Source organism: Paenibacillus piri, from assembly GCF_004354045.1.
In the GTDB taxonomy this organism is placed as follows: Bacteria; Bacillota; Bacilli; order Paenibacillales; family NBRC-103111; genus Paenibacillus_S; species Paenibacillus_S piri.
The window spans coordinates 84,394-97,012 of record NZ_SMRT01000020.1; the positions used below are offsets into that span (position 1 = coordinate 84,394).

Genomic DNA, 12,619 nt, shown 5'->3' on the forward strand with positions numbered 1-12,619 from the left:
GCGGCAGCCGTAAATTTACAGTTTGTCTTCGATCACGCTTTTATAAATAGTCAAGTAGTTATCAGCCATGATGCTTGTCGTAAAATGACGCAGTACATAGTCGCGCAGCTCTTGAGGCTGCGGCAGCGGCTCATGCATGGCTTTATCGGCCATTTGGTCGACGGAGTGGCAAATAAGTCCGGGGAATCCGCTCATAACCTCCGGAACCGAGCCGTTAGCCAAGCCCAGCACCGGGGTGCCGCAGGCAAAAGCTTCAATCATGACGAGGCCGAACGGTTCCTCGCATAGTGTCGGAAACAGCATGCACCGGGCATGCTTCAGCAAATTTTGACGTTCCTGCCCGCCGACCTCCCCGACATATTGGATTTGCGGGTTCAGCATCACTTTGGCTACGATCTCTTTGTGAAAATAAGACTGGTCATAGACAGGACCGGCAATAATTAATTTTTGTTTCGTCCGCTCCGCCACTTCAATTGCGTGGTGAACCCCTTTGTAGTCAAGAATTGCCCCGATGTAGAGCAAATAGTCGCCCTTCTGATCGGAAAATTGATATTCCTCAGGGTTCAAACCGTTGTACACGAACGTACCGCGGTTGCCGCCGAATAATTCCAGATGGCGTTGGCTTAAATAAACCGCATTCTCCACCGGATTGGTCAACGGATTATGAATCGTGCAGACGGTCGGCACGGATAACCGTTTCCGGCCGACGACGGAAAGCTGTGTATGATCATGGATCACATCGACGCCCTTCGGCAGCGTCAGCTTGACGAAACCGGGAATTTGCCACATATCGTACCCATGGTGCAAATAAGGAATCAGCCTTGCGCTTGTTTGGCTCCCGATCGGGGCATACAAAATAACGTCATGCCCTCTGGAAACAAGCTCTTCCGTCAACGTATGGACGACGCGCTCGATGCCGCCGTATTTGACAGGGGGGACAGGAAGATAATCCGGGCTGATCAAGGCAATTCTCATTCGGACAGTCCTCCTTTGCTTGAGCTTGGCTGAGTCGGGATATAGTGCCGACGCGGCCGGAACGGCTTTTCGCGTTCAACCAGGTCTGACGGGTTATAGCCGTAATGGTCAAGCTCGAATCCGGAAATGCCCAGCGACCATTTTTTGGCGAACCGCTCCGCATTACCCAAGGCGCTGGCCGAGTAATTCGTCCGATTGGCGACAAAGGTGCTCCCGCCGTAGTGATGAATGTACACATCATTGGCGACCCAAAGAATGTGGCCGTATATGCGGGCGCGCAAACAGAAATCGTCATCCTCGTAGTTGCCGGGGAAAAATCGTTCGTCCAGCCCGCCGATCTGTTCAACCAACCGCTTCGAAAAAAGCATGCAGTGGCCGATCAGCTTATGCGGGAAAAAGCCTTGCCCTTGATGCAGCAGCGACCAATTCATCGCAAATGCTTGCAATCCTTCGGCAGACTGATAGTGAATAGGGGAAACCCGCTGCGACCAGGCGACATTATTGGAGCGCGGACCGACGATGCCGATTGAAGGATCCTTGTTCAACCAGGCAAGCAGACGGGCAAGCCAGCCCTCGGTAACTACCGTATCGTTGTTCAGCAGGCAAATATAATCGCCGCCGGAAGCGGCGATGCCTTGATTGTTGCCGCCTGCAAAGCCGCGGTTGACCTGATTGCAAATCAGCTTTGACGAAGGGATCGTCCGCAAAAAGTCCAGCGTACCGTCGGTCGAGCCGTTATCGACAAACACCAGTTCGAGCTCGATGTCTTCGTGGGCATGCTTTAGTATGCTTTCAACGCATTCCTGCGTATACTTCAAGCCGTTCAATGTCAGTATGACAATAGAAACGAGTGAGGGCATATCGATTCCCCTTCAGTTCGATTGTTCGGGATCGCTCATCCAATCCCGCTGCGTTACAAACCGGACGTGTCAACGATATACTCCATGACGGCAAGCTCGTCGCCGCTGGCCGGACATACGATGCCGAGCCCGTTATTCGAATCGAGGCGATAAAGGCGAAGCTCGAACGCCGATTCTTGCAAAAAATCTTCAATCGCCGTAAGCACCCCGTTCTGCTCGCCGTTTTCATAGAGCGCATTATTCTGGTCGACATTCAGTCCGCCGGATTCGACCAGCTCAATGGAATCAGGTGCGATCCCTTTTTTGGCATAAGGCTTCAGGAATGGCTGCGGAATCAGCTGCGGGTCGTAATACGAATCGCGCCGGCCGTACGGCCACTCGGTATCGTGAACGATAACAATCGGGAAGCTGCCGGTCCGTGCCGCAAGCTGCTCGATAAACAACAGTTCGTGGTAGACGGTATACCAGTTATGATCGCCGTCCAGCAAAACGATATCAGCCGAGCGGATATCCGGCAGCGCCTGCAAGCTGTTGTTCCGGCGGATAACCAATTCCTCGGGAAAAACAGCCTCGAATGCGGATGTATCGAAATCCGGCGCAGGATCGATGACCGTCAGCTTGCTGTCCATCATTTTACAGTATTCCAGCAATTTAATGGTGGTGCGCCCGTTCAGCCGTATACCGACTTCAATAATTTGCTTTGGATTCTGCTTAATGAGGATCGGTTTGATCACATTATCCCAAAATCGAATCATAAGGGCCTCCTTTTGTTGAAATGATGCCGCTCCACAAAGGAATGAAGCGCATTTCAGGCATGCGGCCGGCCGGGCAGCCGTGCAGGCAGAAATGCGCTTTGCAAGCGGATCGGATGAGTTCTAAGGCTGCCGCAGGAACGGATTGCAGAGGATCGAGGCGATTTCCGCCTGCAGCCCTTGAGTCAAATCAGTTTTGGGCGCATAGCCCAGCAGCCGCCCGGCTTTACGGATGTCGGCCCAAGTATGTCTGGGCTCGCCGTACGTTTTGCCGATGAACTGCCGCTCTACGGGGCTTCCGAACAACTGCTCGAGAATCGAGATGCATTCCAGCACCGTGGCTCTCTCTTTGCCGCCGATATTGATCGTTTCTCCAATGACGCCTTCGGCGTGCAAGGTCGCCGCTATGGCGGCCACGCAATCGTCCACATACGTAAAGTCCCGGGATTGATGGCCGTCGCCGTATATCGGAATCGGTTTATGTTGAAGAATATGTTGAATAAACCGGTGAAATGCCATATCCGGGCGCTGTCTTGGACCGTAGACGGTAAAAAATCGCAGGATGACGATAGGAACGCCGTCGTTATGGGCGTATACGCTGCACAGCTGCTCGCCGGTCAATTTGCTGACGCCATATGGCGAGAGCGGTTGTGTGCGGGCGTCTTCGTTTACTTGTCCCGTTTGCTCCCCATAGACCGAAGAGGTGGAGGCATAGACGAACTTCTGCACCGGAAACCGGCGGCAGCCCTCCAGCAGCCGTTGGGTCGCCTCGATATTGTGGGCGATGTAAGCTTTAAAGTCATCCCCCCAGCTTGACCGCACGCCGGGCATTCCGGCCAGATGATAGACGGCATCGACATGCGGCAGCAGATGCTCCCACGCAACGCCGAGCAAATTTTGAACAAGCAGAGTGAAGCGCGGATGGCCGAGAAGCGGATGAATATTGAACTTTCTCGCATGGACCGGTGTTGATGACGGAACAAACCCGTCCAGACCGATCACCTCGACGCCTTCATCCTGCAGCAGCCGTTCGCAAAGATGGGAGCCGATAAAGCCGGCTGCGCCTGTAACCAATATTCTCAATGATGGAGCACCTCCTAGTGATTGCCGGTACCATGATAGAAGTAGCCAAGCTCTGCCATTCGATTGCCGTCCAGCACATTTCTGCCGTCAAAGACGGTACAGCCGCTCATGAGCGTTTTCAGCCGGGCCCAGTCTGCGGCTCGATACTGTTCCCACTCCGAACAGAGAATGACGGCATCACAGCCGTACACCGCTTCCTCCAACGTATTAACCTGCTGCAGCCGCTCGGACTGCATGCCGGCGGGCAGCTTGGCAATCGGGTCATGCACCTTGAGTTCGGCTTCCTTGTCCAGCAGCGTTTTCATAATCGCAATCGAAGGCGCCTCCCGGATATCATCCGTTTCCGGCTTAAATGAAATGCCCAGAATGGCCACTTTTTTTCCAAAAAACGATGAAAGCTTGTGTTCCCATATCCCGATAAAATGCGGAATTTGGGTTTGATTCACTTGGTTGACCTGTTCAAGAATCGACAGCGACGTTTCGTACTCCGAGGCCATATGCAGCAGCGCATGAATATCTTTGGGAAAGCAGGAACCGCCATAGCCGATGCCCGCCTTTAAAAAATGATGCCCGATCCGGCGGTCCATTCCCATACCCTCGGTAACATCGCTAATGTTCACGCCGATTTTATCGCACAGTCTGGCAAGCTCGTTGACGTAAGAAATTTTGGTCGCGAGAAAAGCGTTGGACGCATATTTGATCAATTCCGCCGTTTTTGGCTCGGTAATGAAATACGGGCTGTTCAATTGGGCATACAAAGCTTTCATCTGTTTAATCGCAAGGCTGTTATGGCCGCCGATAATGATCCGGTCCGGATGCAGAGCATCCTGAAGCGCGCTGCCCTCTCTTAGAAATTCGGGATTGGATACGAGATCGAACGAGACGGGAGACGGCTGTGCGGCTTGAATCCATTGGGCTAATTTTTGGTTCGTCTCGACGGGAACCGTGCTTTTGACTGCGATCAGCTTGTACTCCCGCATCAGCTTGCCGATGTTTTCCGCCGCCTGCCGGATATACTGAAGATTGGCACTGCCGTCTTCGTTGGAAGGAGTGCCCACACAAAGAAATATGACCCGGTTTTCGCGTATGGCTATCCCGGGTTTGGCCGTGAAACGGATGTTCCCGGCAGCCAGATGTTTGTCTAATAAAGTGTCCAATCCCGGTTCGTAGAAAGTAAGCGCTCCTTGTGACAACGATTCCACCTTCTGACGGTCGGGATCGTAACCGGTCACCTTCCATCCCAATTCGGCAAATACGAGTCCGGTCGTGACGCCGACATAGCCTAATCCCATGATTAAAATATTCATTCATACAACCCTCCGGTCTTAAGAACGAAAACGGATTGAGTGCTCATGATCGAGTTCATCACGGTGTATGGACCTGATTGCAGGTTGACGCTTTCGAGCAGAATGCTGTTTTCGATTGTACATTGTTGCAGCTTGACGTTAGGGCCGATGGATACGTAAGGCCCGATAACGCAGTCTTTAAGCTCACTGCTCGGATCGATGAGAACAGGAGGAATAAGAGTGCATCCATCAAGCTTGCGGCCGTCGGGCAATCCTGTCTTCTCCATCAGCTGGAGCATCCAGCAGTTCGCTTCCAGCCACCGTTCCATGGTACCGACATCGGAGAAATGTTCTGCGGTCTCAAGATACACAACGCTGCAGCCTGTATCAATCAGCCATTGGATAGCGTCGGTAATTTCATATTCGCCTCTGGGGGACGGGGCAATGGCATGAATCGCTTTAAATATGACGGAAGTAAATGCATACGCACCCAGGACAGCCAGATTGGATTTGGGAAAAGCGGGTTTTTCCTCCAGGCCGACGATCCGATTCCCGGCTACCTCGGCAATGCCAAAATCCGCAGGATTGGATACTTGACCTAATAGAATTGCGGCTTCATGCTTCTCTTGAATTACGGCATGGCATAAAGGTTTCAAAGATTGCATCATTAAATTATCTCCGAGCAGCAGCATAAACGGGTCATTGTCGATAAAAGCTTCGGCCTGCCCGACAGCATCGGCGATCCCCAGCGCATGATATTGGAAAATGAAGGTGATTTGGGCCCCCCATTGTTCCCCGGTGCCGACTTCTTCCATAAACAGGGCCAGATGGTCCGGGCGGATGACGATGCCAATCTCGTAAATGTCCAGCTCGACCAGTTTTTCGATACAATAGTAAATAATAGGTTTATTCGCTACGGGAAGCAGCACTTTCGGTTTGGCATTGGAAAAGGGTTGCAGCCGGGTGCCCTTGCCAGCACAGAGAATTAATCCCTTCATAAGACGTTAACCTCCTGTCTGAAGACATTATTAATTTATGATGAACTTGACAAGGAGGTAAGGGCGATTACCAGCTAATAGAGAAATAATCCATAGATATACAATTCTACCAGGACATTTATATTTCCGCTGCTATACTCTATCAAATGCCTATAGCAGGATGCTTTGAAGCTAATAAGATAAAGAGAACCGCCGCATTTCAAAACTATAACAGGGAAAGGAATGGTATGAATTGAGTATTATGGGCAAGGTTAAAAATATGCTGAAAAGCCATGACGTGGAGGAAATGCAAATCGAATACGCCAATGGGGATAAGAAGGATTATGTTTTGGAGGAAGAAGACGTCGACAGCCTGCTGGACGAAATCGATTGGGATAAAGTGGAGGAGATTGAGGTTGAGTTAGTGGATGGCTCCAAAGCCGAACTCGATCTGGAAGGCGATGGAGGTCTTGTATTTGATGACGACGATGAAGATGACAATGACGATGACGATGATGACGACGATGACAATGACGACGATGATGATGACGATGATGACGACGACAATAGCTAAAAGGAATGGGATGTTTTAAACCGGCATCTAGATTAACCGCCGGTAAGCTGAATCCGGTATCCGGGTAACCGGTAACCGGTTCAGCCACAACCGGGCGGCCGAAAGCGGCCGTCACATTTTTCAATGGGACAAGCCCTGCACAAGCTTCGGCGTGCCCGCGAACATGCAAGCAAGGGTCTGACAAGCGGCGGAACTGCTTGCAGACCCATGACTTGAAAGCTGATGAGAGTACCGCAACGATAAATTAAGCTCTTTGCTCCCACACGGCTACGATATCGTTGGCTACGCGCGGCCAGGTGAAATTGAGCTCGGCGATTCGCCGTCCGTTCAGACCCATCTGGCGGGCAAGCTTCAGATTTGACAGCAATTCGTTCAGCCGCTTCGCATATTCCGAAGGATTTTCCGGATCGTTGATTAAGATGCCGTTATTGCCCGTCACGATTTCCGGATTGCCGCCTCTGGCTGTTGTCAAAAACGGCAGACCGGCAGCCATTGCTTCGTAGTGAACCCGGGCCAACGGCTCCTGCCAAATGGACGTGCAGACAAAAATATCGCCGGCGCAGAACCAATGGTGCACCTCATGGGCCTGCACATACCCGGTTGTGATCACCGGAATCGGAGCGCGGTTGGCCATCGCGCGAACGTAGGCCATGTAGTCGCTGATGGAATTGTCGCTGAACCAGGCGCCGCCGACAATGACGAGTACCGCGTCCGGATGGCGCAGCTCGGACATCGCCCGGACGAGGACATGCGGCCCTTTATTGCGCGATAACCGGCCGACGAACAGGATGACTTTTTTGGAAGCGATATTATATTGCGCCCGGATGCTATCCCGCGACTGTCGTGCGCTTTTCGACTCCGTCCAGGGGGCGAATCGGGACAAATCGACCCCCGAATAAATCGTACGCAGCTTCCCGGCAGCCTGCGGGAAAAAATCGCAGATTCTTCTGCCGATATAATTGCTGATAGTAATGATCCGCTCGGTCTGTTCCATGACCGCATTGCCTTCCGCCTGGCTGATTTTCTCGGGGTTGAACATGTCGTTATGCATCGATAACATGATCCTCGAGGAAGGGGCCGCTCGCCGTACGGGAAGCACCAGCTTGGGGCGGTTGAAAATATGAATGATATCATACTGCGCCCGGGAATGCTGCAAAAATTCGACGACGCCGCGGGTATAGACGTCCAGCAGGCCGTCCGAATCGACACGCACATACCGGATACCGTTAGCCATATTTTCCAGCGGCAGATCCGGGTCGGTCCGGCCGAGAATCGTAAGCTTATGATGTTGGCTTAATAACGTATCGACTCCGGATATATAGGTTTGTATTGCGCCACCCCTAATATTGGGGACCGGCAGCTTTTCGGTGCAAATCATTAAAATATTCATGGTTTACCTCCTCCCTTACTGTCAGGCTGTTTTTTTCCTGAGGCCAAGCGGCCTTTTCTTTGTAAGGCGTGCCGCCTTTTTGACAAGCTTTCTTTTTCGCAGCTTGAAGGACGCTTCGGACGTTTTCTTCAGGCGCGTTTTTTTAGAAGAGCGTACAATCCGCAAGCGCGTTTTTTTAGAAGAGCGTACAATCCGCAAGCGCGTTTTTTTAGAGGAGCCTACAATCCGCAAGCCCGATCGGGTTTTCCTCCGGGAAACGGCTTTGGAGCTTCTTTTTTTTCGTTTGCTTCGCTTTTTCGGAATGCGCATGAAGATTTTATCGCCGGCTCGCGGCAGCGGAATAACTGTGGCAGGAGCCTTCTGCGGCGCTCTTGGCGGATCGGCGATAACCGGGGCTGTAACGGGCTGAGTCGGTTGTCCCGGGTCCGGTAAAATGAGAGGCGGAACGATCAGCTTATCGCCCGGCAGCGCATCCGACAGCGGGAAGCTGAAAGGCACATCGGACAGCTCTTTGGTATAGTTGCCTGATTTGTAATTCCATTTGTCCTCTTCAAGATCGCTTAAAGCTGCCCACTTGCTGGATTCCGTAGCCGTCACTCTGGCCAGAATCGGATCCAGCTGGTTCTGCATAAACGTTTGCGGGTCGAATACAATTTCTTTCACATGCTTATAAAATTCATTGGGGAATGCCATATCCAGCCATAAAATTTCAAATGTTTCCTGATCGATCGGGTTGGCGTGGTGATAAGCTTCGATCATGCCGCGAATCCAGGTCGTATCCCAGACGCCTCTGTCATCCATCGTGCTTGTAATTAATTTGCGCAAATCCCGGATAGGCAGGTCATATGCGACACCGTCCAGGTCGATAACCCAGATGCCTTCGGGTCCCATCTGGCCGTTCGACCAGCCGTAATCCTGGTGGACCAGACCCCAGAAGGGCTCGCCCTCGGCGATCATGCGCGAGTATGGCGAATCGTGAAAGCGGGATGCAATATCGCGGGCTTGCTTTTCGAACAGCTCGACGGCCGACAGCAGGTTTGCACTTGACGGCATGTGGGAGTAAAGCTTGGCGATATCGCGAAACCAGCCGATTTTGGCAATGATTTTCTCATAATATTTGGGCCAGCGGAACAAGCGCGACGATTTGCTTGCGCCGTACGGCGGCACGTAGCCTTTGGAATGGCGGTGGAATTCACCCAACCCGTAGCAAAGCGCTATGGCGCCTTCCAGATCGATCTTGGATACCGGCACCATCGGCTCGACCCACTCGGTTACGATCCATGATTTGTCTCCGGCCTCGACATACAGATTGCCGTCTTTCGTAGGAATCAATGCGGGGACTCTGGCGCCTGCGTTGACGAGATAGTCCTGGGCGCCGATGCTGTAGAGGCTTCTTTGCGGCGTGCGGTGCAGCACTTTAAGGCTCCGGTTGCCTTTATTGGTGCCGATTTTCCAAATGGCACCGCCTTTGTCGGGCTTGGAGGTGATAAGCGTCTTATCATAGACTTCCATATCATACTGCGCTATGACCTGTTGGGCGATCGCGTCCACCTCAGGCGGGACATACTGCTCATGAACGACGCCGGCCGGCAATATCTGGTCCGCCCAAGGAACTATTCGAACATCACTCACTTTTATTCACCCCATAACATGTTAATAGTTAATCACTGCTTTTACGTAACGCATCCTGGCCGTTTTGCGCTGTTCTATGGCTCATGGAACTGTAATAAACGTCCAATAGCGGCTCAACAGTGTCATGAATCGGAAACCGGTTTATGATGAATTTTTTTCCTTTCCTAACGAGCTTTAGCCTGGCCTGCGGGTCCATGAGCAACACTGCTTTCAAATGGTCGGCCAGCAGGGCGCGGGTCAGCTTCTGGTCTGCATCATGGTCGGCGAACCAGCTGTCCCATGCTTTCTCGTAGTTGTCGGGATTCACGATTCCGAGAAATCCTCTGCTCCCTACCGCAATCAGCGGCCGTTCGCACGACATCGCTTCCAGCGCGACCCTTCCGGTGCCGATCACACAATCGCTCACCGAATAGTATAAGGCCATATTCAGTACTTCGCCCGTACAGTGAATGAACGGCGCATCCGACAACAGCCGCTTCTCTTGAGCCAATTGGAACAGGGCGGCCTGTTTGCTGCCTCCTCCCGCAATGATCAAATGCAGCTTCGCATAACCGCTGCTGCGCATGGCCGATACGGTATGAATGATTTCCTCGCAGATGTCCCCCTTTTCCCACGAAAGCCGGCCTGCATATAATACAACGGCCGCATCCGCGGGAATTCCGAGTTTTGAACGGAAATGATCGAGATAAGCTTGATCGTAAGCATGATATTCCCGGTCATCAAGCCCGTTGGCGATCAGCTTGGCGTTGATTCCCTTTGCTTGCAGCAGCCGTTGGATGGATGGACTTACACAAGTGAGAGCGGCTCCCGCCTGCAGCAGCTGCTGCAAAAAATCCCGGTCGTAGTAAGTGCCGTGAGCCGTAAACACGAAGGGAACGTGCAATTGCGCGGCAGCTCGCAGAGCCAGGCGTCCGGACGGAATTTGATGGCAGTGGACAAGATCGATGCGTTCGGTCAACATCACGGATGTCAACAAATTCAAATGGGGAATCAAATTTTTGTGATCGGCTTGATGATTATCAAGCACAAAATCGATCTCGTAGTAAGGACAGCCGAGTCCAAGAAAATGGTCGAGCAGCTTGCCTCTTTTACCGGCGATTACAACGGTGGCGCCCTTTCTGACGAGCTCTCTGGCTATGGAAAGTGAATAGGTTTCCGTACCGCCAATATTGAATTGGTCTATAACCATCAAGATACGCATAGGAACGGAACGGCTTATAATAATAGGGGCTTCCAAATGGATGGGGGTAAGGTCGTGGAGCTTGTTCAGCATCATCGAGGCGGGCTTTTTCTTTACGGGCAATGAGCCGCTTTTCGATGTGTTCCGTTTTTTTTTCGGCACGGAATCACCTCCATTCGTTTGCATCTCATTGTTAAGCATATGTGATTAGGTGAATGGATGATATGTACATTCGTGGAATTTCGCCAAATGACGATGAAATCCCGTAATACCCCGTATTCTTTTCGGTTTTGATCGAATAAGGTATAAGATAGGACGAAGCGAAGAGGTGGTGGCTTGCTTGGATATGCATCATGTACCTTCAGACGCTGATTTGATAGGGCGCGGCAAGCAGGGAGCGGTATACAAGCTTTCCTCGGACCGCTGTTTAAAATGGTACGTCAACGAGCGCCACGCGCGGTTGGAATGCCGTTCGTACCATATGGCCGCTGGCTCGCCGCTGATTCCGAAGCTGTACGGCTGCGGGCCGCAATATATCGTCATGGAATATATTCAGGGGGAGTGCCTGCAAAAGGTGCTGCGCCAAAAACGAGCCTTGACTATGCAGCAGTCCGGACATATTTTATATATAATTGATGAAATGACTCGTTTGGGGTTTACGCGGATTGATATTGCGCTGGCTCACATTTTTATTCAGGAGACGCAAACGAAGCAGGTATGCAAAATCATCGATTTGGTTCATGCCTACAGCAGAGTGTACGATATTCCGAAGGTGCTGTTCAAAGGCTTGTTCAAGCTTGGCTTGCTGGCCGTGTTTCTGGAGCATGCGAAGGAGCTGGACCGTGAAAAGTATGAGAAGTGGATCGACCATGTGAGGACAAGGAGCGATCGGTATGGCAGCTTTCGGACATATATCGACTGATGTTCTGTATGTTGTACAACATGTCTGCGAAAGCTTTCCGATCGGCAAGCTTAAAGGCTTGAGTCGCAAGCTCGGAGGCTCCTTCAATCTGAATGTCAAAATTGAGACGACCGAAGGCGAATTTGCCGTCCGGATTTTGGGCCGAGCGAATACGGAGGAGCATTTGCGATATGTTCAACTTGCGCTTGCGGCGCTGAACCGGTATGGCGTCCCGGCGTTAACGCCCATATTGGCTGTCGACGGCGAGCCGTATTGCCGGATTTACGAGAAGCTGGTGCAGGTAACGCCGTTTATTCATGGGGGGGATTTCAAAAATTTCCCAAATCAGGCATATAGCAGCGCGGCTATGCTCAGCCGGTTTCATCGAACGTTGCAAGCGGCCGGACGGGAACTGGTGCAGAGGCCGGGACAAGGTCCGATGCCGGCATGGTCGTTTTATGCTGCGCCCGATTATTACGCGAGGGCATTGGACCGGCTGAAAGAGCTGCCGGAAATTCCGGTCTATGAGCTTTACAAAGCGGAGAAGCTGGCCTTGCGGATCGGCGAGCTGTGGGAGCAGTCGCAGGACAGGCTGCCGGATGCGATTTTGCACGGCGACTGGCATCTGTGGAACCAATTGTATGCGCCGGAAACCGGTGATGTGGCGTGCGTGCTGGATTTCGACTGTATTCAGACGGGCAAGCGCATTCTTGATATCGCCTATACATTGTGGTCCGTTTATATACTGCTGCCCCGGCACGCCAGCCGATTGGAGCGGCCGATCGTCAACGGGTATTCGGGTATGACGGATGAGGAGCTCCGGATGCTTCCCGTCGCTATTGCCAAGATCTCATTATTTTTTCTGTGTCATGCCGCATACGCGGAGAAGCCGGATGAGAAATGGCGTAGGCAGTACCGGAAACAGCTGCCTTTGATCGAATGGCTGCTTGCGGATGGGGAACGCAGGTTTGCGGAGCTGGCTACCGCGGACGAAGCAGGGACCTGACTG

12 protein-coding genes are annotated in these 12,619 nt (G+C 52.2%); 3 read left to right on the forward strand and 9 right to left on the reverse strand.

The features are described from left to right. Nucleotides 1-15: 15 nt before the first annotated feature. The 6 genes from E1757_RS29680 to E1757_RS29705 all read right to left on the reverse strand — a co-directional run bounded on the left by E1757_RS29680 (nucleotide 16) and on the right by E1757_RS29705 (nucleotide 5,954). The gene (locus E1757_RS29680; protein WP_133235089.1) at nucleotides 16-975 is read right to left on the reverse strand and encodes a glycosyltransferase family 4 protein; all 960 of its coding nucleotides are present in this window, start codon (nucleotides 973-975) and stop codon (nucleotides 16-18) included. Further along, complete coding sequence (locus tag E1757_RS29685; RefSeq protein WP_133235091.1) at nucleotides 972-1,835, reverse strand: glycosyltransferase family 2 protein; 864 nt, start codon at nucleotides 1,833-1,835, stop codon at nucleotides 972-974. Before E1757_RS29685 ends, E1757_RS29680 begins: the two co-directional genes overlap by 4 nt. A 53-nt stretch (nucleotides 1,836-1,888) precedes the next feature. Continuing rightward, nucleotides 1,889-2,590, reverse strand: coding sequence for a class I SAM-dependent methyltransferase (locus tag E1757_RS29690; RefSeq protein WP_133235093.1), 702 nt, complete (start codon nucleotides 2,588-2,590; stop codon nucleotides 1,889-1,891). A gap of 120 nt (nucleotides 2,591-2,710) precedes the next feature. Continuing rightward, nucleotides 2,711-3,670, reverse strand: a complete 960-nt coding sequence (locus E1757_RS29695) for an NAD-dependent epimerase/dehydratase family protein (RefSeq protein ID WP_133235095.1) — start codon at nucleotides 3,668-3,670, stop codon at nucleotides 2,711-2,713. Nucleotides 3,671-3,684: 14 nt separating this feature from the next. Next, entirely contained in the window at nucleotides 3,685-4,977 is a 1,293-nt protein-coding gene (locus E1757_RS29700; protein ID WP_133235097.1) for a UDP-glucose dehydrogenase family protein, read from the reverse strand. Continuing rightward, nucleotides 4,974-5,954, reverse strand: a complete 981-nt coding sequence (locus tag E1757_RS29705) for a sugar phosphate nucleotidyltransferase (protein WP_133235099.1) — start codon at nucleotides 5,952-5,954, stop codon at nucleotides 4,974-4,976. Before E1757_RS29705 ends, E1757_RS29700 begins: the two co-directional genes overlap by 4 nt. Before the next feature lie 232 nt (nucleotides 5,955-6,186). Between E1757_RS29705 and E1757_RS29710 the strand changes: the two genes are divergently transcribed. Beyond that, nucleotides 6,187-6,507 carry a hypothetical protein gene (locus E1757_RS29710; RefSeq protein WP_133235101.1) on the forward strand — a complete coding sequence of 107 codons (321 nt, stop codon included), beginning with the start codon at nucleotides 6,187-6,189 and terminating at the stop codon, nucleotides 6,505-6,507. Nucleotides 6,508-6,751: 244 nt separating this feature from the next. On the opposite strand, the gene E1757_RS29715 is transcribed toward E1757_RS29710, so the two are convergent. From E1757_RS29715 to E1757_RS29725, 3 genes are read right to left on the reverse strand one after another with little or no spacing between them, the layout of a single operon-like run. Continuing rightward, on the reverse strand, nucleotides 6,752-7,897 hold the full coding sequence (locus E1757_RS29715) for a glycosyltransferase family 4 protein (protein WP_133235103.1): 1,146 nt from the start codon (nucleotides 7,895-7,897) through the stop codon (nucleotides 6,752-6,754). A gap of 21 nt (nucleotides 7,898-7,918) precedes the next feature. Further along, complete coding sequence (locus E1757_RS29720) at nucleotides 7,919-9,529, reverse strand: CotS family spore coat protein (RefSeq protein WP_246079637.1); 1,611 nt, start codon at nucleotides 9,527-9,529, stop codon at nucleotides 7,919-7,921. Nucleotides 9,530-9,557: 28 nt separating this feature from the next. Then, a complete protein-coding gene (locus E1757_RS29725) occupies nucleotides 9,558-10,871 on the reverse strand; it encodes a glycosyltransferase (RefSeq protein WP_133235105.1) in 1,314 nt (437 codons plus the stop codon). A 178-nt stretch (nucleotides 10,872-11,049) separates the two neighbouring features. Here E1757_RS29725 and E1757_RS29730 point away from each other — a divergent pair, with 178 nt between their 5' ends. Beyond that, nucleotides 11,050-11,631 (forward strand): serine/threonine-protein kinase, encoded by a 582-nt coding sequence (locus E1757_RS29730; protein WP_133235107.1) that lies wholly within the window; start codon nucleotides 11,050-11,052, stop codon nucleotides 11,629-11,631. Then, nucleotides 11,603-12,616, forward strand: a complete 1,014-nt coding sequence (locus E1757_RS29735) for a phosphotransferase (RefSeq protein ID WP_133235109.1) — start codon at nucleotides 11,603-11,605, stop codon at nucleotides 12,614-12,616. The genes E1757_RS29730 and E1757_RS29735 overlap by 29 nt, the downstream gene beginning before the upstream one ends. The last annotated feature ends 3 nt before the right edge of the window (nucleotides 12,617-12,619 follow it).